The sequence below is a fragment of the Salinarimonas sp. genome (assembly GCF_046292825.1).
Classification (GTDB): domain Bacteria; phylum Pseudomonadota; class Alphaproteobacteria; order Rhizobiales; family Beijerinckiaceae; genus Salinarimonas.
The window spans coordinates 135,524-161,235 of the sequence record NZ_JBKBQG010000004.1 but is presented as its reverse complement, the minus strand read 5'-3'; the positions used below and the strand labels follow the sequence as shown (position 1 = coordinate 161,235).

General features: G+C 71.4%; 26 protein-coding genes and 1 pseudogene. 13 read left to right on the top strand and 14 right to left on the bottom strand.

Going from position 1 to position 25,712, the window contains the following annotated elements:
* The 5 genes and pseudogenes from ACK4UM_RS04055 to ruvB all read right to left on the bottom strand — a co-directional run.
* A pseudogene (locus ACK4UM_RS04055) lies at positions 1-422 on the bottom strand (hypothetical protein); the annotation flags it as partial.
* Positions 423-432: 10 nt separating this feature from the next.
* Positions 433-879, bottom strand: coding sequence for an ExbD/TolR family protein (locus tag ACK4UM_RS04050; protein ID WP_409795984.1), 447 nt, complete (start codon positions 877-879; stop codon positions 433-435).
* 16 nt (positions 880-895) lie between these two features.
* The gene (gene tolQ / locus ACK4UM_RS04045) at positions 896-1,621 is read right to left on the bottom strand and encodes a protein TolQ (protein WP_409795981.1); all 726 of its coding nucleotides are present in this window, start codon (positions 1,619-1,621) and stop codon (positions 896-898) included.
* 211 nt (positions 1,622-1,832) lie between these two features.
* Positions 1,833-2,291 (bottom strand): tol-pal system-associated acyl-CoA thioesterase, encoded by a 459-nt coding sequence (gene ybgC, locus ACK4UM_RS04040; RefSeq protein ID WP_409795978.1) that lies wholly within the window; start codon positions 2,289-2,291, stop codon positions 1,833-1,835.
* A complete protein-coding gene (ruvB, locus tag ACK4UM_RS04035) occupies positions 2,288-3,331 on the bottom strand; it encodes a Holliday junction branch migration DNA helicase RuvB (RefSeq protein ID WP_409795975.1) in 1,044 nt (347 codons plus the stop codon). Before ruvB ends, ybgC begins: the two co-directional genes overlap by 4 nt.
* 304 nt (positions 3,332-3,635) lie before the next feature.
* Between ruvB and ACK4UM_RS04030 the strand changes: the two genes are divergently transcribed.
* On the top strand, positions 3,636-4,139 hold the full coding sequence (locus tag ACK4UM_RS04030) for a hypothetical protein (RefSeq protein ID WP_409795972.1): 504 nt from the start codon (positions 3,636-3,638) through the stop codon (positions 4,137-4,139).
* A 307-nt stretch (positions 4,140-4,446) separates the two neighbouring features.
* Positions 4,447-5,025, top strand: coding sequence for a L,D-transpeptidase (locus ACK4UM_RS04025; protein WP_409795969.1), 579 nt, complete (start codon positions 4,447-4,449; stop codon positions 5,023-5,025).
* A 122-nt stretch (positions 5,026-5,147) separates the two neighbouring features.
* On the opposite strand, the gene ACK4UM_RS04020 is transcribed toward ACK4UM_RS04025, so the two are convergent.
* Entirely contained in the window at positions 5,148-5,615 is a 468-nt protein-coding gene (locus ACK4UM_RS04020; protein WP_409795967.1) for a MucR family transcriptional regulator, read from the bottom strand.
* Between the two features lie 780 nt (positions 5,616-6,395).
* Here ACK4UM_RS04020 and ACK4UM_RS04015 point away from each other — a divergent pair.
* A complete protein-coding gene (locus tag ACK4UM_RS04015; RefSeq protein ID WP_409795965.1) occupies positions 6,396-7,598 on the top strand; it encodes a porin in 1,203 nt (400 codons plus the stop codon).
* 175 nt (positions 7,599-7,773) lie between these two features.
* Here the strand turns inward: ACK4UM_RS04015 and ACK4UM_RS04010 are convergent, their stop codons facing one another.
* The 3 genes from ACK4UM_RS04010 to ACK4UM_RS04000 form a co-directional block, all read right to left on the bottom strand.
* Positions 7,774-8,277, bottom strand: a complete 504-nt coding sequence (locus tag ACK4UM_RS04010; protein WP_409795962.1) for a cupin domain-containing protein — start codon at positions 8,275-8,277, stop codon at positions 7,774-7,776.
* Between the two features lie 156 nt (positions 8,278-8,433).
* Complete coding sequence (locus ACK4UM_RS04005) at positions 8,434-10,113, bottom strand: hypothetical protein (RefSeq protein ID WP_409795959.1); 1,680 nt, start codon at positions 10,111-10,113, stop codon at positions 8,434-8,436.
* Positions 10,114-10,160: 47 nt separating this feature from the next.
* Positions 10,161-10,931 (bottom strand): HugZ family protein, encoded by a 771-nt coding sequence (locus ACK4UM_RS04000; protein ID WP_409795956.1) that lies wholly within the window; start codon positions 10,929-10,931, stop codon positions 10,161-10,163.
* A 180-nt stretch (positions 10,932-11,111) separates the two neighbouring features.
* On the opposite strand from ACK4UM_RS04000, the gene ACK4UM_RS03995 reads away from it, so the two are divergent.
* From ACK4UM_RS03995 to ACK4UM_RS03970, 6 genes are all read left to right on the top strand, one after another.
* Positions 11,112-11,810 carry a response regulator gene (locus ACK4UM_RS03995; RefSeq protein WP_409795953.1) on the top strand — a complete coding sequence of 233 codons (699 nt, stop codon included), beginning with the start codon at positions 11,112-11,114 and terminating at the stop codon, positions 11,808-11,810.
* 10 nt (positions 11,811-11,820) lie between these two features.
* On the top strand, positions 11,821-13,716 hold the full coding sequence (locus ACK4UM_RS03990) for a stimulus-sensing domain-containing protein (protein ID WP_409795951.1): 1,896 nt from the start codon (positions 11,821-11,823) through the stop codon (positions 13,714-13,716).
* Positions 13,713-14,201, top strand: coding sequence for an HPr kinase/phosphorylase (locus ACK4UM_RS03985; protein ID WP_409795948.1), 489 nt, complete (start codon positions 13,713-13,715; stop codon positions 14,199-14,201). Before ACK4UM_RS03990 ends, ACK4UM_RS03985 begins: the two co-directional genes overlap by 4 nt.
* A gap of 139 nt (positions 14,202-14,340) precedes the next feature.
* Positions 14,341-14,742 (top strand): PTS sugar transporter subunit IIA, encoded by a 402-nt coding sequence (locus ACK4UM_RS03980; RefSeq protein ID WP_409795946.1) that lies wholly within the window; start codon positions 14,341-14,343, stop codon positions 14,740-14,742.
* 3 nt (positions 14,743-14,745) lie between these two features.
* Positions 14,746-15,072, top strand: coding sequence for an HPr family phosphocarrier protein (locus tag ACK4UM_RS03975; RefSeq protein ID WP_409795943.1), 327 nt, complete (start codon positions 14,746-14,748; stop codon positions 15,070-15,072).
* Between the two features lie 117 nt (positions 15,073-15,189).
* A complete protein-coding gene (locus ACK4UM_RS03970) occupies positions 15,190-15,639 on the top strand; it encodes a DUF3429 domain-containing protein (RefSeq protein ID WP_409795940.1) in 450 nt (149 codons plus the stop codon).
* Between the two features lie 7 nt (positions 15,640-15,646).
* Here the strand turns inward: ACK4UM_RS03970 and ACK4UM_RS03965 are convergent, their stop codons facing one another.
* Both ACK4UM_RS03965 and ACK4UM_RS03960 read right to left on the bottom strand, forming a co-directional pair.
* Positions 15,647-16,282 (bottom strand): phosphoribosyltransferase, encoded by a 636-nt coding sequence (locus ACK4UM_RS03965; RefSeq protein WP_409795938.1) that lies wholly within the window; start codon positions 16,280-16,282, stop codon positions 15,647-15,649.
* A gap of 10 nt (positions 16,283-16,292) precedes the next feature.
* Positions 16,293-16,574, bottom strand: a complete 282-nt coding sequence (locus ACK4UM_RS03960) for a hypothetical protein (RefSeq protein WP_409795935.1) — start codon at positions 16,572-16,574, stop codon at positions 16,293-16,295.
* Between the two features lie 137 nt (positions 16,575-16,711).
* Between ACK4UM_RS03960 and pcaC the strand changes: the two genes are divergently transcribed.
* Positions 16,712-17,110 (top strand): 4-carboxymuconolactone decarboxylase, encoded by a 399-nt coding sequence (gene pcaC / locus ACK4UM_RS03955; RefSeq protein ID WP_409795932.1) that lies wholly within the window; start codon positions 16,712-16,714, stop codon positions 17,108-17,110.
* A 140-nt stretch (positions 17,111-17,250) separates the two neighbouring features.
* Here the strand turns inward: pcaC and ACK4UM_RS03950 are convergent, their stop codons facing one another.
* Together ACK4UM_RS03950 and ACK4UM_RS03945 are read right to left on the bottom strand one after the other, a co-directional pair.
* Entirely contained in the window at positions 17,251-18,462 is a 1,212-nt protein-coding gene (locus ACK4UM_RS03950; RefSeq protein ID WP_409795996.1) for an ATP-binding protein, read from the bottom strand.
* Between the two features lie 116 nt (positions 18,463-18,578).
* Entirely contained in the window at positions 18,579-19,628 is a 1,050-nt protein-coding gene (locus tag ACK4UM_RS03945) for a lysylphosphatidylglycerol synthase domain-containing protein (RefSeq protein ID WP_409795929.1), read from the bottom strand.
* Between the two features lie 289 nt (positions 19,629-19,917).
* On the opposite strand from ACK4UM_RS03945, the gene ACK4UM_RS03940 reads away from it, so the two are divergent.
* From ACK4UM_RS03940 to ACK4UM_RS03930, 3 genes are all read left to right on the top strand, one after another.
* Complete coding sequence (locus ACK4UM_RS03940) at positions 19,918-21,318, top strand: malonyl-CoA decarboxylase (protein ID WP_409795927.1); 1,401 nt, start codon at positions 19,918-19,920, stop codon at positions 21,316-21,318.
* A gap of 68 nt (positions 21,319-21,386) precedes the next feature.
* The gene (locus ACK4UM_RS03935) at positions 21,387-21,878 is read left to right on the top strand and encodes a hypothetical protein (RefSeq protein WP_409795925.1); all 492 of its coding nucleotides are present in this window, start codon (positions 21,387-21,389) and stop codon (positions 21,876-21,878) included.
* Positions 21,879-21,940: 62 nt separating this feature from the next.
* Positions 21,941-23,182: a hypothetical protein gene (locus ACK4UM_RS03930; protein ID WP_409795922.1), complete on the top strand. Its 1,242-nt coding sequence runs from the start codon at positions 21,941-21,943 to the stop codon at positions 23,180-23,182.
* 7 nt (positions 23,183-23,189) lie between these two features.
* On the opposite strand, the gene rnr is transcribed toward ACK4UM_RS03930, so the two are convergent.
* Entirely contained in the window at positions 23,190-25,523 is a 2,334-nt protein-coding gene (gene rnr / locus ACK4UM_RS03925; protein WP_409795919.1) for a ribonuclease R, read from the bottom strand.
* Positions 25,524-25,712 lie beyond the last annotated feature (189 nt).

The window sequence follows — 25,712 nt, the reverse complement described above, 5'->3', positions numbered from 1 at the left end:
GGAGCGACCGGGGCCGGCGCGGGCGGCGCGGCCGCCGCGGGAGGGGGCGGCGGAGGGGGTGGAGGCGGCGGGGGAGGCGGCGGCGGGCTGCCGGCCTGGGCGCGATCGGCGACGGGCGTCTGCGCGGTGCGCGTCGCGGCGACGTCGACCTGCCGACGATCCTCGCCGGCGGGCGCCTCCTCGCGCACCTCGGCCACGCGGTCGACGCGCGTCGGCGTCTCGGTGACCGCCTGCGCGTCGCGCTCGCCGCGGGTGACCTGCGAGATGTCGCTCTCCGACACGATCTCGATCGGGATGCCCTCCTCGACCGGCGGCAGCGGCGCCACCCCCACGAAAGCCACGAGCCCGCCGATCAGGATCGCGGCATGCGCCACGCCCGAGAGAAGGAGGCCGGGTTCGTTCCTGTCGAGGAGCGAGCGCATCGTTCCGCCCCTATCGCGCGTCGGAGAGGGTGACGAGGCCGACCCGACGGAAGCCGCCCTCGGCGACGAGCGCCATCACCTGCGCGACGCGCCCGTAATCGACGGCCCGGTCGCCGCGCACGAAGATCCGCGCCTCCTTGCCCTCGTCGGCGGAGGCGGCGTCCAAAGCGGCGATCAGCTCGGCCTCGAAAATCTCGCTCTCGTCGAGGAAGAGGCGCCCGCTCGCGTCGATCGAGAGCATGATCGGGCGGTTGTCGGTCGCGAGCTGCCCGGCGCGCGCCTGCGGCAATTCGAGCGGCACGCCCGCCGTCAGCAGCGGCGCCGAGACCATGAAGACGATGAGGAGCACCAGCATGACGTCGATGAACGGCGTCATGTTGATCTCGTTGATGGCGCCGCGCCGGCCGCGTCGCCGCCGCCGCCCCGAGCCCGAACCGGGTCCGCCGTGATTGAGCATGGTGGCGCGCGCTCCCTCAGGCCGCAGCCGCGAGGCGTTCGTCGACCTGACGCGCGAGGATCGCCGAGAACTCGTCGGCGAAGCCCTCGAGACGCCCTTGCGCCTTCACGACCTCGGACTGGAGCTTGTTGTAGGCGATGACCGCGGGGATCGCGGCGACGAGGCCGATCGCGGTGGCGAACAGCGCCTCCGCGATGCCCGGCGCCACCACCGCGAGCGAGGTGTTCTGCGATTGCGCGATCGCCATGAACGAGGTCATCACGCCCCAGACCGTGCCGAACAGGCCGAGATAGGGGCCCGCCGAGCCGACCGAGGCGAGGAAGATGAGGCGCGATTCGAGCCGCTCGACCTCGCGCTGGATCGTCACGTCGAGCACCTTGTCGATGCGCGCGGGCAGGCTCGCGACCGAGCGGCCCGAGCCCTCGAAGGAGCGCTTCCACTCCCGCATGGCGGCGACGAAGACCGAGGCGAGGCCGGTCGTCGGCCGCTCGGACAAGGAGCGATAGAGCTCCTCGAGCGAGCGCCCCGACCAGAACACTTCCTCGAACCGGTCCATCGCCCGCTGCAGACGGCGGAACAGCAGGATCTTGTCGATGATGATCGCCCACGAATAGATCGAGGCGAAGACGAGCCCGACCATCACGAGCTTGACGACGATGTGGGCCTGCCAGAACAGGCCCCAGAGCGAGATGTCGTGCGCTGCCGCGAGCGGCACGGTCTGTATGGCGTCTGCCGGATTCATCGTCGCTGTCGTCCTCGGTGTGGGCTCGCGCCGCGATCGCGCTCGTCGGCGGGTCGCAGGCCGGGGGATCACGACGAGCCCGAGCCTGCGTCACGAGCGTGGTTCGCGCCGCAACATGTCGAAAATATGAGTTTTCGCCGGCCCCCGAGCGGCGTCGGAGGACCGTTGCGATTCAGCAACGATCATGGTTAAGGAAGGCTTGCGGGCGGCCTCAACGCGACGCGGTGCCGCGGCCCTCCAGAACCTCCCGCAGCTCGGCCGGGATGCGCGCCGGGCGCCCCTCCCGGAGCGCGGCGACGAGGACGTCGGCGGTCGTCAGCACCTCCTCGCCGCGCAGGATGCGCTGCGCCATCGTGATGGTCGCGCCGCGCACGTCCAGCGTCCGCGTCTCGACCGTGAGGATGTCGTCCATCCGCGCCGCGCGCAGCCAATCGACCGTCATCCGCCGCACCGCGAAAGCCGTGCCCGCGCCGCCCGCATGCAGGACGGACTGGTCGACGCCCGCGCAGCGCAGCTTGTCGGTGCGCCCGCGCTCGAAGAAGCGCAAGTATCCGGCGTGGTAGACGACGCCGGAAAAATCCGTGTCCTCGTAATAGACGCGCAAGGTCAGGCGGTGGACGCCGTCCGCGTCGAGGCTGCCGGCGAGCGGCGGGGAGCTCGTCTCGCTCATGCCTCCCCCGAGAACAACCCGAATTGCGTCGTGCCCGCATCCCGCGTCGGCTCGGGCATGCCGAGATGGCGGAAGGCGTGGGGGGTGAGGAGGCGGCCGCGCGGGGTGCGCTGCACGAAGCCCTTCTGGATGAGATAGGGCTCGATGATCTCTTCGATCGCGTCGCGCGGCTCGGAGAGGGCGGCGGCGATGGTCTCGATGCCGATGGGGCCGCCGCCGAAATTGGTCGCGACCATGGTGAGGTAACGCCGGTCCATCACGTCGAGGCCGATCGGGTCGACGTCGAGGAGGGAGAGCGCGCGGTCGGCGAGGGCGCGCGACACCGTCTGCGCGCCCTCGACGACGGCGAAATCGCGCACGCGGCGCAGGAGGCGCCCGGCGATGCGCGGCGTGCCGCGGGCGCGCTTGGCGATCTCGTTGGCGCCCTCCTCCGACATGCCGAGCCCGAGCACGCGCGCGCCGCGGCGCACGATCGCCTCGAGCTCGTCGACCTCGTAGAATTCGAGCCGCACGGGGATGCCGAATCGGTCGCGCAGCGGCGTCGTGAGGAGGCCCGCGCGGGTGGTGGCGCCGACCAGCGTGAACTTCGGCAGCTCGATCTTGACCGAGCGCGCGGCCGGCCCCTCGCCGATGATGAGATCGAGCTGGAAATCCTCCATCGCCGGATAGAGGATCTCCTCGACCGCGGGGTTGAGGCGGTGGATCTCGTCGATGAAGAGCACGTCGCGCTCTTCGAGATTGGTCAGCTGCGCGGCGAGATCGCCCGCCTTGGCGATCACGGGGCCCGACGTCGAGCGGAAATTGACGCCGAGCTCGCGGGCGATGATCTGGGCGAGCGTCGTCTTGCCCAGCCCCGGGGGGCCGACGAAGAGCACGTGGTCGAGCGCGTCCGCGCGCGCCTTCGCCGCCTCGATGAACACCGTCAGATTGGCGCGCGCGGCCCGTTGGCCGGTGAAATCGGCGAGCGAGAGGGGGCGCAGCGAGACGTCGAGATCGTCCTCGCGCTTCACCGGTGAGACGAGACGGCTCTTGTCGCTCAACTGAATCGTGTCCTCGCCCCTGCATCCGCCCTCGAGGACGGGCGCGGCCCTCCCTCTGCCGCCCTTGTACAGGGCGATGCCCGGCGCCGCCATCCCGGATCGGCGATTTTCGCGCGCCGAAGGGCGATCACGGGCCGCTCACGATCGCGCGAGGATGGGCGGCCACGCCCCTGGAGTGCGGCGTTCGGTACGGCCTCCAGTGGCGATCGGGCGGGAACCGCGATGGGCGCACCTCGTTCCACCCCCCGAGCGACGCGGCGGGCCCAGGCCCGTCGCCCCCAATGCAAGTACTGGAGAATACATGATGAATCGCATCGTTACCGCCACCGCCGCCCTCCTGATCATGGGCGCCCCGGCCTATGCGCAGCTCACCCCGCAGTCGCAGGTGCCCGTCGCCCCTGAGAGCGCCATCGGCGTGCAGGAGCGTCGTGCGCTCGAGGCCGAGCGCGGCGAGGTGGACGACACCCTGCTGCGCCGCCGCCAGGGCGGCGAGGTCACCGGTTCGACGACCGCGCCCGGCACCACGCTCGTTCCCGGCGGCGCGCCGGCCGAGCCCGACAGCGCGATCGGCGCCGTCGAGCGTCAGCGCATCACGGCCGAGGACGACGAGTTCCCGCTGACCGAAGGCGAGCTGATCGGCCGCGAGGGCGATCCGATCGACGTGCCGGCCACCGGCGCGATCGGCGGGACCCAGCCCGGCGTCGCCGCCGAGCCGCAGACGGCCGAAGAGGTCATCGAGCGCCGCCGCCTCATCCTCGAAGAGGACGAGGTGCAGCCCGGCGGCCAGCAGACGCTGCCGCGTCAGTGATCGCGTGACGCCGATCGCGGGCAATTCCGCGATCGGGAACGCGGACGACACGCAATGGAAAGCCCCGGCTCAGGCCGGGGCTTTTTCGTGCGCGCCATACGGGCGGTGCCCGCAGCGCGATTCGCGGAGCCCGCACGCCCGCCGGCGTTCGCGAGCATTCGTCCGCTCGTCCGCTCGGCCGCTCGGCCGCGAGCGCCCGCGCGTAAAAGCCTGTTCACGGAATTCTGATTATGGTCGCATCGTGGCATTGGGTGAGAATGGCGCGGTCGCCTAGCGCGACACGATGCGCCGGATGACGGGAGTTCCCATGTTCAGGACCATCACAGGCGTGCTCGCGTTCGGGCTCGCGCTTCTCGTCGGCTCCCTGCCGGGTGCCAGGGCGGATTGGATCAACCCCGCGATCCTCGATCAGGGCTTCCGGTCCGGCGGCGTGTTCCAAGGCTCGCCGATCCCGCGGCAGATCGTCGACTTTCCCGGGAATTACGCGCCCGGCACGATCGTGGTGAGCCATACCGAGCGGCGGCTCTATCTCGTGCTCGGCGACGGCCGGGCGATGCGCTACGGCGTGGGCGTGGGGCGCCCCGGCTTCGGCTGGCGCGGCAGCCACACGATCACCCGCAAGGCGGAATGGCCGGATTGGCGTCCGCCGGCGGCGATGCGGCGGCGTCAGCCGGAGCTGCCGGTCTTCATGGCGGGCGGCCCCGACAATCCGCTCGGCGCGCGCGCGCTCTATATCGGGAACACGCTCTATCGGATCCACGGCTCGAACGAGCCGCACACGATCGGCGACGCGGTCTCCTCGGGCTGCATCCGGATGACGAACGACGACGTGATGGACCTCTACGAGCGGGTGCGCGTCGGTGCGCGCGTGATCGTGCGGGATTGATCGCCCGCCCCCGCGCGAGACGCGGCGGGCGGACATGCGAAACGGGCCGTCGACGCGATGTCGACGGCCCGTTTCGATTCGCAGGGCGGTCTCGACCCGCCGCGCCCGATCGCTCGCGGCGATCAGGCGACCTTCTTGCCGCGACGCCCGCGGGGCGCGGCGGCGGCGGCCTCCGGCTCGGCCTTGCGACGCTGGGCGCCCAGGCCCATCGCCTTGGCGAGCTCGGAGCGGGCGCTCGCGTAGTTCGGCGCGACCATCGGGTAATCCGGCGGCAGGCCCCACTTCGCGCGGTACTGGTCCGGCGTCATGTCGTACTTCGTGCGCAGGTGACGCTTGAGGGACTTGAACTTCTTCCCGTCCTCCAAGCAGATGATGTAGTCCGGCGTGATCGACTTCTTGATCGGCACCGCCGGGACCGGCGCCTCGACGGGCTGCTCGGTGGCGCCCGTGGCGACCTTCACGAGCGAGGCGTGAACGGCGTCGATCAGGCCGGGCAGTTCGGACGTCGGCAGCGAATTGTTGCTGACGTAAGCCGAGACGATCTCCGCCGCGAGCTCGATGTAGTTGTTGGCTTGAGTGTTGTCGCTCATAGAGCCGTTCCTGGCTTTCGTGAACAGGGATGGTTTGCCGCACACGACCTCGCGCACGCCGTCTACGGCTGGAGACGTTCGCTGGCTCATTCGCGGCGTCGTTTCTGACGACTGATGCCTTAGCTACGTGAAAACGCGTCCGCCCGCAAGTCCTCGAAGATTTGATTACGGACTTTTTCACGCAAAACCGCAACGTCGCACGCTGGAGCGCAGGAGCCGAGCCACTTGCGACGAATTCGACCAACCAGAGAACCGGTCAGAGCAAGGATTTCGGTCGGCTCTCTGGCGCGCAGCCGAGCGAATCATGGCCGGGAAAGGGCCGCGCGCCATCCGGCAACGGCTCCGCCTTTGCCGCCGCCTGGTTTCGCCCGCTCGAGGCGAGCGCGGAGACTTCGCGATTCGTGTCGAGAACCGCCACGGCACGGTCGACACAGTCTGCAGAAGGTCGCCGCGATTTGCGGTCACGGTTAAGGAAGCGTTGACACTTTTCCCCACGGAGGCCTTCGAATCGGCCCGGAGGCGGCATCGGACGTTGCCCTTGTGCAACACCGATCTCCGAACAGCCCCGCCGGGGGGCTTTGTGGCGGAATCTTGCTTGATTGGGCGGAATACCCACGGCAAACCTGTCCTCGCGACGGGGGGTCCTCGGTCGCGGTTCGTTTTCGACACCCGAGCGGTGCGGAGGCGACAACCAGGGGAAAAGGGGCAGCGCGCAGGTTCCGTCGGGAATCGCGGGCAACGACCCGACCCCCCAGGGTCTCGAAACTTTGGAGGTCATCAATGAAGCTCGCCAAGAGCCTTCTCCTCGGGTCTGCCGCCGGTCTCGTCGCGGTCGCCGGGGCTCAGGCTGCCGATCTTCCGGTCCGCGCTGCGGCTCCGGTCGACTACGTCCGCGTCTGCCCGGCTCAGGGCACCGGGTTCTTCTTCATCCCCGGCACCGAGACGTGCCTGCGCGTCGGCGGCTACGTCCGCGTCGAGGCTCGCTTCGACGAGCGTCGCGCGTCGACCGTCGTTCCGGTCCGCGCTCAGGACGACTTCACGTTCTTCGCTCGCGGCCAGGTGTTCTTCGACGCCCGCACCGCGACCGAGTTCGGCACGCTGCGCTCCTTCGTTCGCCTGAACGCCGACCGCCCGGCCGGCACGACGGTCCTCGATCAGGGCTTCATCCAGTTCGCTGGTCTGACGGCCGGTCGCATCACGTCGTTCTTCGACTTCTGGGGCGGCAACCTGATGCGCGGCGGTCTCCAGACCGACGAGACGACCGAGCTGTTCGCCTACACCGCGACGTTCGGTGGCGGCTTCTCGGCGACGGTCTCGGTGGAAAACCCGCGCCGCTCGACGCCCGTCGGCCTCTACGGCGGTCGTAACCTCCCCGATCTCGTCGCCAACCTCAACGTCGCTCAGGCGTGGGGCTCCGCTCAGATCATGGGTGCGCTGCACCAGGTCCGCGTCTCCCCGCTCGTCAACGCCGCCGGCATCGGCGACAAGACCGGCTGGGCCGTCGGTGCGGGCGTGACCGTCAACCTGCCGATGCTCGCTCCCGGCAGCGCCATCTGGCTGCAGGGCGTGTACGCGGACGGCGCGCTGGGCTACACCTACGTCGGTGGCGCTCGCGACTTCCGTCGCGTGACGATCCCGGCCTTCTCGGACGCCTACGTCGTCGGCGGCACGCTCCGCACCACGAAGTCGTGGCTCCTGTCGGCGGCCATCCGCCACTTCTGGACCCCGGCGATCTGGTCGGACCTCCAGGGCTCGTGGGGTCAGATCGACGTCCCGACCGGCGTGGCCGCCGGCGTCGCTCGCGACACCACCCTCTGGCAGATCGGCAAGCGCCTCAACTGGCGTCCGGTCGCCGGCCTGACCTTCTCGGGTGAGGTCACCTACACCGAGGGCCGTCGTTCGCGCCTCGTGACCGATCCGGTGGACTTCCGCCGCAACGACAACCGCTGGGGCGCCACCATCCGCGTCCAGCGCGACTTCTGATCGGCTCAACCCGATCCGAATGCGAGAAGCCCCGGCGCGAGCCGGGGCTTCTTCGTTTTGGGACTCGGCACAGCGCGATTCCACGCACGTTCGTTTCCCAGAATAGAGGCGGCGAGACCGGCCTTCGGCTCCGGTCCCGCCGCTCATGCGGATCCCCGCGTTCGGCTCCCGAGGTTCAGTTCCCCGGCCAGCCCAGCTCGATGATCGTGATCGTCGGCGCGCCGGGCGGGAGGACGAAGGTGTCGACGAGGACGGCGTCCTCGGTGCCGAGATTGGCGGCCGACATCGGGACGTTCGGCGGCATGTAATAGCAGGTGCCTGCCGGCCAGAGCGACGGCGCATGCCCTTCGACGAAATCGGTGATCGAACCGCTCAGCACGCAGGTATGGCCGCCATGTTCGTGCACGTGGATGGCGACCCGGGTGCCCGCCTTGCGGATGCCGCGGGTGATGACGAGCCGATTGCCGTCCGCGTCGATCGTGTCGAGCATGGTGGTGACGTCCTGCAGGGGCAGCATCCGGCCCGGCACCGGCTGCCCGTTGATCGTCGTCACCGCGCGCGGCGCGTCCTGGGCGGAGGCGGGCGCCGGGCCGAACGCGGCCGGGGCGAGGACGAGCGCGGCGAGCGCGCAGGGGATGAGGGCGCTCCGGCAGGCGGAGCGGTTCGGGTTCGTCGTCATCGTCTGGGGTTCCCTCGAGGTTGTCGATAGCGGCGCGCGCACGCGAATCACAGCGAGCGGTTGCCCCACCGATCTACAGCATCGCCCCGCCGGCAGGATAGCCGCCGCCGTCGCGACATGCGCCCGATCCGCCCGCGACGCACGCGCCTTGCGCGGTCAATCGTCGTCGAGGTCGTCGAGGTCGTCGAGGTCCAAGCCGTCGGGGTCGAAATCCTCGAGACCCGTGCTCGTCATGAGCACGAGCTGCCCCGCCAGGGTCACTGCCGTGACGTGCCGCATGAGCGGGATCTCGTCGAGCGGCTTGCCCTCGAGGAGCGCGCGGGCATCGAGCGCGAAGGGCATCCATGCGGCGGCGTCGCGCGCATGGGCCTCCGAAGCGGCGAGGGTCGCCGCGGTCGCGGCGAGACGCCGCGCCCAGATCGCGCGGCGGCTCTCGAGCCGGTGTTCCACTTCGCGCGCCAGCACCTCCACCGGATCGTCGAGCAACGCGGCCTCGGGTATCGCATCGCCGCCGTCGGTCCATTCAGGGACCGGCGCGCGCGCGGCGGCGCGCTCCCAGGCACGCGGGGGGATGGGGCGCCCGCGGGCGGCCTTGCTGGCGAGGATCGGGGCGAGGATCTCCTCGGTCGAGGTCGACACCGGCTCGAACCGCGCGCCCACGAGCTCGGCGATGTCGAGGAGATCGGGACGCTCGGGCATGGCTTTCGCGATCGCCATGCCGATCTCCGTCTCCAGAAAGGCGGCCGGGACCTCCACGGCTCCGAGCGTCTCTTTCAGATCCTCGCGGATCGCGCGTTCCTCGACCGCGTCCGCGACCGACATGACCATCGTCCCGATCACGCCCTCCTCGTCGTCGACGACGACGAAGAGGAGAAGCCGCTCGCCGTCCTGCCTCACCGCGTAGATCAATTGGCGCGCTCCGCTCGGCTCGGGGAGGCAGGCCAGCGCGCGGGTGATTCGCGCGGGCGGTGCCGCCTGCGGCCCGTCGGCGCGGATGCGCCCGACGCGCAGAGCGGAGGCGAGATCCGCGAGCACCGCCTCGTCGTTGATCCACGGGCGCATCCGCGTCAGCGCGGCCGCGAGCGCGGGCTCGAGCCCCGGCCCATCGGCCCGGGCGCGAAGGCCGCCGGCGGCGGCGCGACGGATCTCCGGATTGCGCTCGAGCAGGAAATAGGCGGCGAAGCGCGCCACCGCCGGGGATGCGGCCGTGCCCGCGGCCTGCGCGAGGAGTGCGATGATCGCGTCGGGGGCCGCCGCCATGTTCCGGCGCAGCTCCACATAGGCGTCGAACGGCTCGATCTCAGCGGCCTCGTCGAGCTCGGCGAGTACCGCCGCGAGCGCGTCGGCGGGCGGCCCCTCCTCGCCTGGGCTGCCGGGGACGAGCGTGCCGATCATCTCGGGAGGCAGGATGAGGCTCTCGGGCACGGGCAGACCAGCGCCCACGTAGATCCCGGCGAGCCGCATGCGCGCTGCGACGTCGAGCGGCTGGAAGTCGTCGATCGTCCGTTCGATCGCCTTGCGCACGGCCGCGCCGCCCGAATGGCCCATGCGCGACACGTGGCGCGTCTGCTTCAGGAACTCCTCGAGCAGCTGCGCCGCCGCCTCGACTCTCGGGTCCTCGAGCTCCTTCTCGTCGTCGATGAGCTCCGCGAGCGTCCGCATCCCCTCGCTTGCGGCCGCGCTCGCGTCCACGATCAGCGAGATCGCCGCGACGGCGCCCGCCGGATGCTCGAGGAGGCGCATCGCTTCCGTGCGCACATCGTGCCGTCCGAAATCTCCGTCGACGATCTCCTGGATCGCCTCGAGCCAAGCCGATTCGGCGTCTGCGTCGAACATCCTCGCTCCCTCCGATTTGTGCGTCGCACCCGATCGCGGCGGCCCGATCAGCCTGCGTCCCGCGCCCGCCGCGCCATCTCCACCAGCACCCGCCGCAACGCGTCGCCATCGCGCACGCGCTCCGGGAATGCAATGCGGGCGGCGAGATCTCCCGCGATCAGGTCGAGCCCCTCCGGATCGATCCCGCTCGCACGCCAGTCCGCGCTCGGCGCCTTGGCGATCCGCGTCGCGTAGAGGGCGAGCGCGTCGCGGTGGTCCTCGTCGAGATGGGCGAGCGCGCCGGCCTCGGCCGCGATCAGCGCGTCGGCGCCGTCGAGCGGCGTCAGCAGGTCCTCGGCCGCGATTCCCATCGCGCGGGCGAAGCCGCCGTTGAGATGGGCGCGCTCGACCTCCATCCGCCACAGCGAGAAATCGGCGAAACCCGCATAGAGCCGCGCCTTGGGATGGCGGGCGAGAAAGCGGGCGCGCGCGGAGGGCGCGCTCGTGCGCGCGAGACGGCCGATCACGGTCAGCCGCGGATGGGCGAGCGGGTCGCCCTTGCCGCGCTCGGCGAGGAGCACGGAGGCGCGCGGATCGGCCTCCAGATTGGCCGTGTGGCCCGACAGGGTCGAGAGCAGGAAGAGGGGCGCGCCGTCGTGGTCGGTCGCGACGGTGACGAGGGAGGCGAAGGGATGGCCGCCCTCGCGGTCGAGCGTGGCGAGGGCGCCGGCGCGAATCACCCGCAGGAGGTGCTTGGCCACCGCGAGGCCGTCGTACTCCTTCGCGGGAGCGCCGCGCAGGTCCGCGCCCGCGCCGCCCGGCTCGTTTTTTGTCGACATCGGCTCTCCCGCGCTCGGCGCTCCCTGCGGCATTCTTTGCCCCGACGGGCCCATACGTGCTAAATGGCCATGAATTCGGCCGATTTGGAAGGCGAGGCGTTGGCTGCGGTGATCGCCGATGCCGCGGCCGGGTCGAGAGCCGGTCCGGCGCCGGCGGCTGACACGAACCGGGGAGTCCCGATGCCAACCATTGCCCTCGTCGACGACGATCGCAACATCCTCACCTCGGTCTCCATCGCCCTGGAGGCCGAAGGCTACCGCATCCAGACCTATACCGACGGCGCCACCGCCCTCGACGGCCTGCGCCAGACGCCGCCCGATCTCGCGATCTTCGACATCAAGATGCCGCGCATGGACGGCATGGAGCTCTTGCGGCGCCTGCGGCAGAAATCGGATCTGCCGGTGATCTTCCTCACCTCGAAGGACGAGGAGATCGACGAGCTCTTCGGCCTGAAGATGGGCGCGGACGACTTCATCCGGAAGCCGTTCTCGCAGCGGCTCCTCGTCGAGCGGGTCAAGGCGGTGCTGCGCCGCTTCGCGCCCAAGGACGTGACCGCGCCGCGCGAACCGGACGCCAAGGCGCTCGAGCGCGGGCAGCTCGTGATGGATCCCGAGCGCCACACCTGCACCTGGAAGGGCGAGCCGGTGACGCTCACCGTCACCGAGTTCCTGATCCTGCAATCGCTCGCGCAGCGGCCCGGCGTGGTGAAGAGCCGCAACGCCCTCATGGACGCGGCCTACGACGATCAGGTCTATGTCGACGATCGCACCATCGACAGCCACATCAAGCGGCTGCGCAAGAAGTTCAAGGTGGTCGACAACAATTTCGACATGATCGAGACGCTCTACGGGGTGGGTTACCGCTTCAAGGAAACCTGACGAGGACGCTTTGGACGCACGGCGCGGTCGACTATCCCACGAGGATCCCGGAGGCGAGGAGGCGGCGGCCTCCGGCCGGGCTCCCGCCGCGCCGGACGGCGCGCGCAGGCGCCGGCGTCGCTCGGTCCTCGCCGCGCGGGCGCGCGCCTTCGGCCGCGCGATCGGCCAGAGGGCGGCCTCGAGCCTCGTGCGCCGCATCGTGGTGCTCAACCTCGCGGGCCTCGTCGCGCTCCTCCTCGGCTTCCTGTATCTCAACCAGTTCCGCGAGGGCCTGATCGAGGCCCGCGTGCAGAGCCTCCTGACGCAGGGCGAGATCATCGCCGGCGCCATCGCCGCCTCGGCGACGGTGGACAGCGACACGATCCTGATCGACCCCGACCGGCTCCTCCAGCTGCAGACCGGCGAGAGCTCGGTGCTCGCCGACGACTGGTTCTCCCCGCTCGAATTCTCGATCAATCCCGAGCGCGTGGCGCCGCTCCTGCGCCGCCTCGTGACGCCCACGCGCACCCGCGCGCGCGTCTACGACCGCGAGGCGACGCTCCTTCTCGACACGCGCGCGCTCTATTCGCGCGGCGACATCCTGCGGCTCGACCTGCCGCCGATCGAGACGACCCCGCCGAGCCTGCTCGAGCGGCTGTGGTCGGGGGCGCGCGATCTGGTCTTCCCGCGCGGCGCGCCGACCCTCGAGCCGATCGGCCCGAGCGACGGCCGCGTCTTCCCCGAGGTGCGCCAGGCGCTCGGCGGCGAGCGGGCGAGCGTCGTGCGCGTCAACCCGCAGGGAGACACGATCGTCTCCGTCGCCGTGCCGATCCAGCGCCAGCGCGGCGTGCGCGGCGTGCTGCTCCTCTCGACGCAGGGCGGCGACATCGACGGGATCATCGCCTCCGAGCGCTTCGCCCTCCTGCAGGTCTTCCTCGTGGCGGCGGGCGTGATGATCGTGCTCTCGGTGCTGCTCGCGAACGCCATCGCGGGGCCCGTCTCGCGGCTCGCGGAAGCGGCGGAGCGGGTGCGGCGGGGCATCAAGTCGCGCCAGGAAATCCCCGATTTCACCACCCGCTCGGACGAGATCGGCCATCTCTCCGGCGCGCTGCGCGACATGACGCGTGCGCTCTACGACCGCATCGACGCGATCGAGAGCTTCGCGGCGGACGTCGCGCACGAATTGAAGAACCCGCTCACCTCGCTGCGCTCGGCGGTCGAGACGCTGCCGCTCGCCAAGACCGAAGAGTCGCGTCGGCGCCTCCTCGACATCGTCCAGCACGACGTCAAGCGCCTCGATCGGCTGATCAGCGACATCTCCGACGCCTCCCGCCTCGATGCCGAGCTCGCCCGCTCGGAGGCGGAGCCCGTCGATCTCGCCCGGCTCGTCGACGCAGTTGCGTCGATCGCCAACGACGTGCGCCGGCCCGGCGAGCCGCGGATCGAGGTGCATGTCCGCGGGCCCGCCCGCAAGGACGGGGCCCGCGAGAGGGGCGGCGAGGGGCGCGACCGCGAGGCCAAGGGCGGGCCTGGCGCCGGCTTCACGGTGCTCGGCCACGACAGCCGGCTCGGTCAGGTGGTGCGCAACCTCCTCGACAATGCCCGCTCCTTCTCCCCTGCCGACGGCATCGTCACCGTGGCGGTCGAGCGCGACGGTCCGCGGGTGCGCATCATCGTCGAGGACGAGGGCCCCGGCATCCCCGACCATGCGCTCGAGCGCATCTTCGAGCGCTTCTACACCGATCGGCCCGAGCAGGGCTTCGGCCAGAATTCCGGGCTCGGCCTGTCGATCTCCCGACAGATCGTCGCGGCCCATCGCGGCTCCATCCACGCCGAGAACCGGCTCGGTCCGGCGGGTCCGGACGGCGAGCCGGCGCGTCGCGGGGCGCGTTTCGTGGTGGAGCTGCCCGCGATGGAGCGTGCGTGAGCCCGCCCGACTCGCGTCTCGCCGCCGCAGGCAGCGCCGCCGAGACGGTGCATGCGAGCTGCGTCGTCGTCGGCGAGGCCGGCATCCTGATCCGCGGCGCCTCGGGAGCCGGCAAGTCGAGCCTCTGCCTCGCGCTCATCGAGGCGGCGGAGGCGCGGGGGCTGTTCGCGCGGCTCGTCGGCGACGACCGGATCGCGCTCGCGCGCATCGGCGGGGCGCTCGTGGCGCGCCCCGTATCGCCGCTCGAGGGGCTCCTCGAAGTGCGCGGGGTCGGCCTTCTCCGCCGCCCTCACCTGCCCGCCGCCCGCGTGAGGCTCGTCGTCGATCGCATGGAGGAGCCGCCGCCGCGCCTGCCGGAGGAGGCGCAGACGATCGTCGAAATCCTCGGAATAGCCCTCCCCCGCCTCGCCTGCCGGCACGACCGCGACATCGTCCCCATTGCCCTCGAGCGCGCGGCAGGCTTATCTGGAGGGCCTTTCGACTAGACCACGCGGGGTGCGGCGCGGCGGCGGCGCCTGCGGGACACGCCGCGAAAGGAACGAGCGGATGCGTTTGCCCTTGCGTTCGGCTCGGCACTGCACAAAATAGCGGCTCCGCTCAGACGAGCGACGGAAGCAGGTCGACATGATAGGATTGGTGCTCGTCACCCACGGCCAGCTCGCCACCGAGTTCCGCGCGGCGCTCGAACACGTGGTCGGCCCCCAGGAGCAGATCGAGACGATCACGATCGGCCCCGAAGACGACATGGAGGCCCGCCGGCTCGACATCCTCGAGGCGGTGCGCCGGGTCGATACCGGTCGCGGCGTCGTCGTCCTCACCGACATGTTCGGCGGAACGCCCTCGAACCTCGCGCTCTCCTGCATGAACGGGCGGCTCGTCGAGGTCGTGGCGGGGATCAACTTGCCGATGCTGATCAAGCTCGCGAGCGTGCGCGACGTCGAGCCGCTCGCCGACGCGGTCCTCCACGCCCAGGAGGCGGGGCGCAAATACATCAACGTGGCCTCCCACGTGCTGGCGGGGCGCTGAGCCATGGTCGAGTTCCCGCAACGCGACGGCGACTGCCCGCCCGACGTCGCCCCCGAGGACGCGCTCGTGCGGCGCCTGCCCATCGTCAACCGCAAGGGCCTGCACGCCCGCGCCTCCGCGAAATTCGTGCAGACGGTCGAGCGCTACGACGCCGAGGTCACGGTCAGCCGCTGCGGGGAGACGGTGGGGGGTCGCTCGATCATGGGGCTCCTGACGCTCGCCGCGGCGCAGGGCACCGAGATCCTGGTCGCCGCCCGCGGACCGCAGGCCCAGGCCGCGATGGACGCGTTGACGGATCTCGTGGCAGGCCGCTTCGGCGAGGAGATCTGAGGGCGCGCGCAGGGAGCGCCGCGCTTGCAAGCGCGGCCGCGCGCGTTATGTCTGGCCCGCCGGGTCGCCCCGCGCACCCGCCGCCCCGCCTTGTTCTTCCAGTTCCGAGCCCTTGCGATGACCGATGCCTCGAAGATCCCGACCGTCCCGCTCGCGCTCGGCGCGGCCGGCCTGATCCCGTATTGGGGCCTCTCCGTCGCGCTTCTGACGGGCGTCGATCTCGGCTTCGGCGCGGGCGCCCTCGCCTTCGCGCTCGCGGCCTACGGCGCGCTGATCCTGTCCTTCCTCGGCGGCGTGCGCTGGGGCATCGCCCTGGGCGCCGAGGAGGAGGGGCCGGCCAAGCGCGGCTACGTCATCTCGGTCGTGCCTGTGCTCCTCGCCTGGGCGGCGCTGGCCTTGCCGCCGGGACCGCAGCTCTGGACGCTCGCCGGTCTGCATGTCGTGCTCGGGCTCTTCGATTACGGCCTCGTCTGCCGCGAGGAGGCGCCGGAATGGTTCGGCCGTCTGCGCCTCGCGCTCGCCGCCGCCGCCGCGCTCGCGCTGATCCTCGGCGCGCTGGCGGTCTGATCCGCCCTCACGCGTCGCGCAGGGCGGCGACGACCTCCTCGTCGCTCGTCTGCGAGAAGTCGTCGTAATAGAGGCCCACCGCGTGGAAGGGGTAGGGCATCGAGAGCGCCACCACCTCGTCCGCCTCCTCGCGCAGCGCCTCCACCGTCTCGACCGGGGCGATCGGCACGGCGAGGATCGTCCGCGCGGCACCGGCCTTGCGCAGCGCCCGCACGGCCGCCTTGGCGGTCGCGCCGGTGGCGATGCCGTCGTCGACGACGATCGCGGTCTTGCCAGCGACGGAGGCGGGCGCGCGCCCGCCGCGATAGGCCGCGCGCCGCCGCTCGATCTCGGCGAGCGCCTGCGCCTTCGCCCGCTCCACATAGGCGGTGTCCGCGCCGGCGAGCCGCGCGGCGTCCTCGTCGAGGACGACCTGCGGATCGGCCCCGTCGACGACCGCGCCGATCGCGTATTCCTCGTGGCCCGGGGCGCCGATCTTGCGCACCATCACGAGGTCGAGGGGCGCGCCGAGCGCCCGGGCGACCTCGGCCGCGACCGGCACCCCGCCGCGCGGCAGCGCCAGGACGATTGTATCGGGCCCGGCGAAGCCGGAGAGCGCCCCGGCGAGACGCGCGCCGGCCTGGCGACGGTCGCGGAAGATCATCGTCGCCTCCCTATTCGCCGTCGCCCGGCGTCGCTGCGGGCGGAGCGACCGCCTCGTCGTCTTCGGCGGCGGCCTCTTCGAGGATCTCGACGAGGCGGGCCTCGCGCCCGGTCGGCAGACGGCGGCCCTCGTTGAGCATGGGCTCGTTGTTCTCCACCCAGGCATAGGCGCGGGCGAGCTCCTCGCGGGTGGCGCCGGTGCCGACGATCTCGGCCGCGACGATGTCGTCGACGGGGCCGACGAGGGCGCGCACGTCGTCTCGGGTCAGGGTCTCGGACGTGGTCTGCGGCATGGATGCATTCCCTCTCTCGCGCGTCGAGGTCCCGAAGCGAACGGGTTCGCGCGCCCCATCGTTCCCAGTTCCCGAGCGCGCGCGAGGGCGCTATCGAGGAGGCCGAGATCCGCATGCCGGACGAGGGAGAGCCGACGATGACGAGCGCACGCGACCCGGGGCGCAAGACGGACATGGCCGAGGCCGGCATGGCGACCCGCCGCCGCGTTCTCGGCGACGCGCATGTCGACCGCGCCGAGGCGGCCAAGACCGATTTCGACGCGCCGTTCCAGGCGATGATCACCGAGGCGGCGTGGGGGCACGTCTGGTCGCGCGGCGAGTGGAGCCTGCGCGAGCGCTCGATGGTGACGATCGCCCTTCTCGCCGCGCTCGGTCGCGACGAGGAGCTCGCGCTGCACGTGCGCGCCACCCGCAACACCGGCGCGACCCCCGAGGACCTGCGCGAGGCGATGCTCCACGTCGCGATCTATGCCGGCGTTCCCGCCGCCAACCACGCGATCAAGATCGTCAAGCGCGTCCTGGCGGAGATGGAATGAAGCACGGCGCGTCCCCCCTCTCCCGGATGGGAGAGGGGTCGGGGGTGAGGGCGTACGGGTGGGGGTCCAGGCTCCGCGCCCAGGCGCTCGACGCGTGGAGCTCTTCCGGATGCACTATTCCCTCACCCCTGCCCCTCTCCCTATCTGGAGAGGGGTTCTCGCTCGCGCGGGGCGATCGTCGGGAGTTCGACCGTGAACAGCGCCCCCTCCCCCGGCGTGCTCTCGATCGCGAGGCGGCCGCGATGGCGGGCGACGATGTGCTTGACGATGGCGAGCCCGAGACCGGTGCCGCCCTTGGCGCGGCTCTTCCCGGCATCGACGCGGTAGAAGCGCTCGGTCAGGCGCGGGATGTGGTCGGCGGCGATGCCGGCGCCGAAATCGCGAACCTGCAGGCGCGCGCGCCCCTCGCCCTCGCAGGCGATGCGCACCTCGATTCGGTCCCCGCCCTCGCCGTACTTGATCGCGTTCTCGACGAGGTTCTCGACGACGCGCAGGAGCTCGTCCCGGTCGCCCGGCACGACGACCGGCTCAGAGGGCGCCTCGAAATCGACCCGCATCCCGGCGGCCTGCGCGCGGGCGGCGAGCGTCTCGATCATCTCGCGGGCGATCAGCACGAGATCGACCGGGCTCTGGGGCTGGACGTGGGCGCGCAGCTCGATGCGCGAGAGCTGGAGGAGGTCGTCGATCAGCCGCTTCATGCGCAGCGCCTGGTCGCGCATGATGCCGAGGAAGCGCTCGCGGGCGGCGGCATCGTCGCGGGCGGGGCCCTGCAGCGTCTCGACGAAGCCGAGGAGCGAGGCGAGCGGGGTGCGCAGCTCGTGGCTGACATTCGCCACGAAATCGACCCGCATGGTCTCGAGCCGCCGCGCGGAGGTGAGATCGCGGAAGAACAGCACCACCGCCTCCCCGCCCGGTGGACGCTCGCCGTCCTCGCGCGGGGCGAGCGGGCCGATCAGCACCTCGAAGACGCGCTCGGTCGGCACGCGCTCGGCATATTCGACGGAGATCCGCTCGCCGCCCTTCAGGGCCGCCTCGATCCCGTCGAGCACGGTGGGCACGCGCAGGGCGAAGGAGAGCGGGTGGCCGATCTTCAAGGCCGGCAGGAGCGTGCGCGCGGCGGCGTTCGCCTCGCGCACGATGGCGCGGCGATCGACCATGATCACGGGATCGGGGATGTTGGCGAGAAGCGCCTCGACGATGGCGAGGCGGCGCCCCGCGGCGACGAGGGTGCGCACGCGCCGTGCTTGGGCGCGCTCGCCGACGAGCGCGGCGGCGGCGATCACCGCCACGGGGACCGACGCGACGAGCCAGAGATTGAGCCCCTCGGTCGCGGCGGCGACGAGCGTCACCATCGTCGCAGCGAGGAGCGCGCCCGCCGCCACCGCCCGCCTCGTGTCGCGCCGCGGGGCCGCCTGATCGCCGCCGCTCGACGCCTCCGGCGGCGCCTCCGACGGCGCGGCCTCCCGGCTCACGGCAGCGGCTCCTTGGGCGTGAGCACGTTGCGCAAAGCCTTGATCCGCCGCGTGATCTCGTAGGCGCCGAGCAGCGCGAGCGCGACGAGGAAGGGCAGGAAGTAATAGACGATGCGGAACAGGAGCAGCGCGCCGACCACCTGCTCGCCCGGCAGATGCGAGAGCGCGATCAGGATCGTCGCCTCGAACACGCCGAGGCCGCCCGGCGCGTGCGAGGCGATGCCGAGCATCACCGCGACGACGTAGATCGCGAGGAAGATCTCGAAAGTCATGCCGTGCCCGGCCGGCAAGAGGACGTAGAGCACCGCCGCCGCCGCGCAGACCTCCGCCGCGCCGACGAGCGATTGCGCGAGCGAGAGCCGGAAGCCCGGCAATTCGAGCCGGAAGCCCTGGATCGTCACCGCCCGCCGCTCGAGCGACACCCAGACCATGTAGACGACGAGCGCCGCCGCGCAGCCGACGCCGACAAGGGCGACGAGCCGCGCGCCGGTGCGGGTGAGCCCGGCGATGGCCGAGGTCTCGGTAAGCAGGCTCCAGACGAGCACGATCGCCATGCCGAGCCAGAAGGTGATGCCGGCGATGACGGTGAGGCTCGCGACGCTCGCCGCGCGCATGCCGCAGGGCGCGTAGATCCAGTAGCGCACGGTGCCGCCGGTGAGGAGCGGGAAGCCGAGATTGAAGCTCACCGCGTAGCTCGTGAAGGAGGCGAGCGCGGTCGTCGCGTAGGGCACCTTGATGCGCAATTGCTTGAGCGCGAGCGCGTCGTAGCAGGTCAGGAGCAGGTAGGAGATCGTCACGAAGAGGAGCGCGAAGCCGAGCTGCTCGGCGCCGGCCGCGACGAAGGCCGCGCGCACCTCCGCCCATTCGAGCTCGGAGACGACGAAATAGAGGAAGACCATCGAGCCGGCGAACAGGACCACGCTCGCCGCCGTGCCGATCCAGGCGAAGCGGCGCGAGGGGCGCGGGAGCGTCTCGTCGGTCGGTTCGCTGCCCGCCTTGGCGGGGAGGCCGGGTCGCGGCGCGTCGGGCGGGCTCGTTGGTGTCATCGCTCGGCGCGCTCGTCCTCATCCACCGACTCGGCGGCGCCGGGCAGCCCCGCGCCAGGGGGACAGATATCGCTCGCCGCCTGGCCTTTCAATGACGCACCCGTGCGGAAGGGGCCCGCATCCACCGCTCCTGCCGCGACCCGCGTCCCCGGGAGCGCACCGTCCGGCACCGCTTTCGTGCACCGCCCCGACACTTCGTCGCCCCCGCCGCAAGTCGCACGCGCCGAGCCCTCACCGATCGGCGTCTCGCGCGTTATCATCGCGCGAGACCAACGGCGAGGGGCAGGCCATGGCAGGCGGGACGATCTCCTTCTTCACAGAGATGCTGGCCGGCATCGCAGAGCGCGGGCGGGCGCTGATGGCGGGGTCGCGCGCCGCGCCGTCGAGCGCGAGCGGGCTCGCGGCGCTCGCCGAGGAGCTGATCGGCGGCTCGGGCGAGGCCTCCGGCGTGGCGCGGGCGGGCGATCTCATCGCGGCCTACGCCGCCGCCCCGCTCGAGACGCGCCGCGCCTTCCTCGGCCTCCTCGCGATGCGCTTCGGTCCCGACGAGGCCGCCGTCGGCGCCGCGATCGAGGCCTATCGCGCCGCGCCCTCGCCGAGCGCCGCGATGGCGCTCCACGTCGCCGCCGAGCCGCGCCGCCAGGAGCTGTTCCGCAAGCTCAACCGCGCGCCTGGCGGCACGCTCGCGCTGGTGCGCATGCGCGAGGACGTGATCGACGCACGCGCCGATCCGAGCCTCGACGCCGCCGGCCTCGCCGATGTCGACGCCGATTTCCGGCACCTCTTCGCCTCCTGGTTCAACCGCGGCTTCCTCGCTTTGCGGCGGATCGAATGGACGAGCCCCGCGAACGTGCTCGAGAAGATCGTCGCCTACGAGGCCGTGCACCATCTCGAGAGCCTCGAGGCCTTGAAGCACCGCCTCGCGCCTCCCGACCGGCGGCTCTACGCCTTCTTCCACCCCGCTCTCGTCGACGAGCCCCTGATCTTCGTCGAGGTGGCGCTCACCCGCGAGATCCCCGGCGCGATCGCGCCCGTGCTCGCGCGCGCCCGCACCCCGATCGCGCCGTCGGAGGCCTCGGTCGCGGTGTTCTACTCGATCTCGAACTGCCAGCGCGGGCTCGCAGGCGTCTCCTTCGGCTCGTTCCTGATCAAGCAGGTGGTGGAGGAGCTGCGCCGCGACCTGCCGCAGCTGAAGACCTTCGTCACGCTCTCGCCGGTGCCGGGCTTCGCGCGCTTCCTCGACCGCGCGCTGGCCGATCCGGACGAGACCCGCATCGACGGGCAGGCGCGCGCGATCCTCGCCCGGGTCCCGCGGTCCCGCCTCGCCGAGGACGAGGCCGCCCGCGAGGCGCTGCGCGAGCCCCTGCGGGCGTTGTGCGCGCATTATCTCGTCCACGAGAAGGATCACGGCGGCAAGCCGCTCGACCCCGTCGCCCGCTTCCACCTCGGAAACGGCGCGCGGCTCGAACGCGTCCATGCCGATGCCGACCTCTCCGAGCGCGGCATCGCCCAGGCGGCGGGGCTGATGGTGAATTACCTCTACGATCTCGACGCGATCGAGCGCAATCACGAGTCCTATGCCGAGCGCGGCGAGATCGCCGTCTCCTCCGACGTCCGCCGCCTCGCCAAGCCCGCCCGCGCCGGGCGGGGGCCGAAGGAGGGCGCGCCGGTCGAGGCGGCGGCGGGGTGATGGTTTGCGGCGGTGGTGCGGTCGTGGTAGACGAAACCGGAGGGTACCCACGACCGGACGAGCACACCTTGCCGCGGCGATCCACCAACGACTATCTGAAGCCGGATCTCGCGGAGCCGCTGCCGCATGGACAAGCCGAGACGCTCGCGCGCTTGGTTTCCTACGCCGGCAACCCGCACCACAAGCGCAATCCCGGCAATTTCGGCTTGAAGCCACCGTCCGCGCCGCGGCTCGACAGGTCTCTCTGCGACGACGTTTCGATCTTCAAACGGGAGGAGGCAACGCGCCTCCTGCGGGAGGGCGCAAGACGTAGCATGATCAGCCGGACGCGGACGCCCAACGGTGATTGGCCGAAGCAGATCTGGGCCGTCACCGACAGCGGTCGCGTCGTCGAGGCTCGGATCGACAACCAAGTGCAAGGGAGCTATCACGGCTACCCTATGGAACCGAACAACCCTCACGCCGCTCTCGTCTTCGAGAAGTGGCACGAGCGATCGCCGCCGGCTGCCCCTCCGATACCGAGCGGACGCAAGGTACGTATCCGAAAGGATCGGCCGTGACTCTCGCGCGGGGATTTCTTTCTGCGGACCTCGAATGGCTCGCGAGCGACGACGCCGATCCCGTGGAACGCGCCACCGCGGCCGAGCTGTCCATCGTCGCGGACGGGCTTTACCTGACCGAGGTCGATGACCTGCTGGCCAAGACCGTCCGCTCGCGCGTACGACTCTCGGGTCATCGGCTCGCCGGCTGGCTCGCGCAGAATTGGTGGCGCCTCAGATGGGAGCCGCGGAGCGAGACGATCGGCTGGCGGCTCGCCCATCGCCTTCCGGCCGCCGGCGGCGGTTTCGTCTGGCCCGACATCACTTTCGATACCGACGGTGAGCGGGTCACGATCCAGGCGCGTCAGACCCGCGCATCGAGCGCGATCCGCTACCTCGTCGATTACGACACGACCGTGGCAGCGGCGGATTTCGAGCGTTTCGTCGACGGCCTCGTCACCCCCGTCGTGGAGCGCCTGCGCGCGATGGGGCATGCGGACGCGAACCTGGTGCTCCTCTGGAGCGAGGTCCTGGAGGAACGGCGCGATCCGCACCTCTCGCGTGCCCGCAAGCTCGAGGCGATGGCGGGATACGATCCGGACGAGGCGCCCGAGGGGTTGATCGACGGCCTGTTCTCCCTCGCCGAGGAGTGGGGGCATCAAGCCGTCGAGGAGGTCGCCGCCGCATCTGGATCGCGCGCGGCTGCCGACGTCGGAAAGCTCGCCGAGGCGCTCTCGCGGAACGGCGTCTCGATCACGCTCCCTGCGGAATTCGCGCGCGTGCGCCTCGGCGACGTCACGCCTTCGGAGGCACCCGAGAAGCCCTGGGAGCGGGGTTACCGCCTCGCCGAGCAGGCCCGTGCGCAACTCGGCCTCGGCACCGATCCGCTGGGCACCGATCGTCTCGCGGAGATGCTCGACATGCCGGTCGACAGGCTGCGTGCGTCGAGCGGTGAGGGCCTTCCGTTCGGCGGCTCGGTCCGCGGCGACGACGGTCGCCTGCATGCCTTGCTCTCGAAGCCTCACCCCCAAGCGCGCCGCTTCGAGACGGCTCGGATGATCGGGGACCTGATCGCGTCCGGCGACTTGAGCGAGCGCCTCTACCCCACGACCCGTAGCGTCACCGCTCGCCAGAAGCTGCAGCGAGCCTTCGCGGCGGAGCTGCTCTTTCCGGTGGCTGCCGTTCACGAGCGCTGTGCCGGCGGGCCCGTCGACGAGGAGATGGTGACGGCACTCGCGGACGATTACGACGTCTCGCCCCTTCTCGTCGAGCATACGATTCGAAATCGCGCTCCCGACCTCCCGACCTCGGGCTTCGGGATCTGATCCCCCCTCACCGCCCCCGCTTCACCCGCACCTTCGTCGGGCCGCCGCTTCTCGGGGGGCGGCCGTTGCGGGTGGGGCGGGCGGGGCCCGAGCGGCGGCCGCCGCGGTGGTGGGGGGTGCCGGCGCGGCCCTCCGAGAGGAGCTCGAAGCGCAGCGCCCCCGCGACCGGGGCGGCCTCGACCAGGCGCACGACGACGTCGTCGCCGAGGCGGAAGGTCTCGCCGGTGCGATCGCCGACGAGCGCGTGCGCAGCCTCGTCGTAGCGGTAAAAATCCGCGCCGATCGTGGCGGCGGGCACGAAGCCGTCGGCGCCGGTCTGGGCGAGCTTCACGAACAGCCCGGCTTTGGTCACCCCCGCGATCCGGCCGGGGAATTCCGCGCCGATCTGGCCCGCGAGGTGGTGGGCGATCAGCCGGTCGATCGTCTCGCGCTCGGCCGCCATCGCGCGCCGCTCGCAGGCCGAGATGCTCGCCGCGATCTCGGCCAGCGACGCGGCATTCGTGTCGCCCGGCAGCCCGTCCTTGCCGAATCCGTGGGCGGAGATCAGCGCGCGGTGGACGATCAGATCGGCGTAGCGGCGAATGGGCGAGGTGAAATGCGCGTAGCGGCGCAGATTGAGCCCGAAATGCCCGTAATTCTCCGCCGTGTACTCGGCCTGCGCCTGGGTGCGCAGGACCACCTCGTTGACGAAGATCTCGTGCTCCATGCCCTCGACCGCGCCGAGGATCCGGTTGAACAGAGCCGGCCGCAGCGCGCCCGCTTTCGGCAGCTTCAGGGAGACGGAGGCGAGCACCTCGCCGAGCGCATGCATCTTCTCGAGGGAGGGCTCGTCGTGGGCGCGGTAGACGAAGGGGATCTTGGCTGCCTCGAGCACCTCCGCCGCGGCGACGTTGGCGAGGATCATGAATTCCTCGATCAGCTTGTGCGCGGCGAGCCGCTCGGGCACGAGCACGCGGTCGACCGTGCCGTCCTCCTTGAGCACGATCTTGCGCTCGGGGAGATCGAGTTCGAGCGGCGCGCGGGCGATGCGGGCGGTCGCGACCGCCTCGTAGGCGGCCCAGAGCGGCCGCAGGACGCTCTCGAGGAGCGGCCCGGTCGTGTCGTCCGGCGCGCCGTCGATCGCCGCCTGCGCCTGGGCATAGGCGAGCTTCGCGGCCGAGCGCATCAGGATGCGGTGGAAGGAATGGCGGCGCTTGCGGCCCTGCGCGTCGACGACGATGCGCACGGCGATCGCCGGGCGGTCCTCGTGCGGGCGCAGCGAGCAGAGGTCGTTCGAGATGCGCTCGGGCAGCATCGGCACGACGCGATCGGGGAAATAGACCGAATTGCCGCGCGCGAGCGCCTCGCGATCGAGCGCCGAGCCCGGCCGCACGTAAGCCGCGACGTCGGCGATGGCGACCGTGAGCACGTGGCCGCCGGCATTGTTCGGATCGGGATCGGGCGCGGCGTGGACGGCGTCGTCGTGGTCCTTGGCGTCGGGCGGGTCGATGGTGACGAGCGGCAGGTCACGCCAATCCTCGCGCCCGCGCGCCTCGACGGGCTGCGCCGCCTGTGCTTCGGCGAGCACGCGCTCGGGGAAGACGTGGGGGATGCCGTGGGCGTGGAGCGCGATGAGCGAGACCGCCTTCTCCGACTTGATCGAGCCGAGCCGCTCGCGGACCTTCGCCTCCGCGAGCCCGAGCCGCCCGCCCCCGCCCGCGACGATCGCGGAGACGAGATCGCCCTCCTGCGCACCGCCCTCCGCGCCGCGCGGCACGAGGAATTCGCGCCCGTGGCTCTTCTTGTCGACGGGCAGGATGCGCCCGCCGCCGGAGGGCGACGGCTTGAAGATGCCGAGCAGCTGCGAGCGCCGCTTGTCGAGGATCTTGATCACGCGACCGACATAAGCGGGCCCCTCCGCGTCCCCGGTCTCGGCGACGCGCACGAGCACGCGATCGTCGATGCCGGGCACCGGCTCGCCGGGGCGCTTGCGGCGGGGAGGCTCGATGAGGATCGCGGGCGCGGGGCCCATGTCGGTCACGTCCCAATCGGTCGGCTCGGCGAGGAGCTCGCCGTCGGCGTCGCGGCGCAGGATGTCGGCGAGGACGACCGGGGCGAGGCCGCCGGCCTTGAACAGGCTCTTGCGGCGCCGGTCGATCAGCCCCTCGTCCTCCAATTCGCGCACGAGATGCTTGAGGAAGACCCGGTCGCCGCCCTTGATGCCGAAGGCGCGCGCGATCTCGCGCTTGCCGACCTTGCCGGGTTGGGCGCGCACGAAGGCGACGACCTCCTCGCGGCTCGGCAGGCCCGCGCCGGGTTGCGTCGCGGGCGTCTCGTCGGAGGTCTTCGATCGTCTGGGCAAGGGGGCGGACCGTCGGTGCGTGGGAAATATCGGCTCTCTCGCGGATTATAGGCATTGAAACGCGCGTTTGCGACGTGCGGGCTCGACAAACCGGTCCGGAGCGGGCTTCAATCGACGCGATGCAATCCCCCGACGCGTGCGCCGTCACGCTCGGCCGCCGCCACGCGAGGAGGAGATCCCGACAGCCGC

Coding starts and splice junctions, on each gene's coding strand:
- ACK4UM_RS04015 (WP_409795965.1), top strand. CDS start 6,396: ATGAAGCTCGCCAAGAGCCTTCTCCTCGGGTCTGCCGCCGGTCTCGTC.
- ACK4UM_RS04030 (WP_409795972.1), top strand. CDS start 3,636: ATGAATCGCATCGTTACCGCCACCGCCGCCCTCCTGATCATGGGCGCC.
- pcaC (WP_409795932.1), top strand. CDS start 16,712: ATGACGAGCGCACGCGACCCGGGGCGCAAGACGGACATGGCCGAGGCC.
- ACK4UM_RS04020 (WP_409795967.1), bottom strand. CDS start 5,615: ATGAGCGACAACACTCAAGCCAACAACTACATCGAGCTCGCGGCGGAG.
- ACK4UM_RS03965 (WP_409795938.1), bottom strand. CDS start 16,282: ATGATCTTCCGCGACCGTCGCCAGGCCGGCGCGCGTCTCGCCGGGGCG.
- ACK4UM_RS03995 (WP_409795953.1), top strand. CDS start 11,112: ATGCCAACCATTGCCCTCGTCGACGACGATCGCAACATCCTCACCTCG.
- tolQ (WP_409795981.1), bottom strand. CDS start 1,621: ATGAATCCGGCAGACGCCATACAGACCGTGCCGCTCGCGGCAGCGCAC.
- ACK4UM_RS03960 (WP_409795935.1), bottom strand. CDS start 16,574: ATGCCGCAGACCACGTCCGAGACCCTGACCCGAGACGACGTGCGCGCC.
- ACK4UM_RS04050 (WP_409795984.1), bottom strand. CDS start 879: ATGCTCAATCACGGCGGACCCGGTTCGGGCTCGGGGCGGCGGCGGCGA.
- ACK4UM_RS04000 (WP_409795956.1), bottom strand. CDS start 10,931: ATGTCGACAAAAAACGAGCCGGGCGGCGCGGGCGCGGACCTGCGCGGC.
- ACK4UM_RS04025 (WP_409795969.1), top strand. CDS start 4,447: ATGTTCAGGACCATCACAGGCGTGCTCGCGTTCGGGCTCGCGCTTCTC.
- ACK4UM_RS04005 (WP_409795959.1), bottom strand. CDS start 10,113: ATGTTCGACGCAGACGCCGAATCGGCTTGGCTCGAGGCGATCCAGGAG.
- ACK4UM_RS03970 (WP_409795940.1), top strand. CDS start 15,190: ATGACCGATGCCTCGAAGATCCCGACCGTCCCGCTCGCGCTCGGCGCG.
- ACK4UM_RS03980 (WP_409795946.1), top strand. CDS start 14,341: ATGATAGGATTGGTGCTCGTCACCCACGGCCAGCTCGCCACCGAGTTC.
- ACK4UM_RS03945 (WP_409795929.1), bottom strand. CDS start 19,628: ATGACACCAACGAGCCCGCCCGACGCGCCGCGACCCGGCCTCCCCGCC.
- ACK4UM_RS03975 (WP_409795943.1), top strand. CDS start 14,746: ATGGTCGAGTTCCCGCAACGCGACGGCGACTGCCCGCCCGACGTCGCC.
- ACK4UM_RS04010 (WP_409795962.1), bottom strand. CDS start 8,277: ATGACGACGAACCCGAACCGCTCCGCCTGCCGGAGCGCCCTCATCCCC.
- ACK4UM_RS03950 (WP_409795996.1), bottom strand. CDS start 18,462: ATGGTGACGCTCGTCGCCGCCGCGACCGAGGGGCTCAATCTCTGGCTC.
- ybgC (WP_409795978.1), bottom strand. CDS start 2,291: ATGAGCGAGACGAGCTCCCCGCCGCTCGCCGGCAGCCTCGACGCGGAC.
- ACK4UM_RS03940 (WP_409795927.1), top strand. CDS start 19,918: ATGGCAGGCGGGACGATCTCCTTCTTCACAGAGATGCTGGCCGGCATC.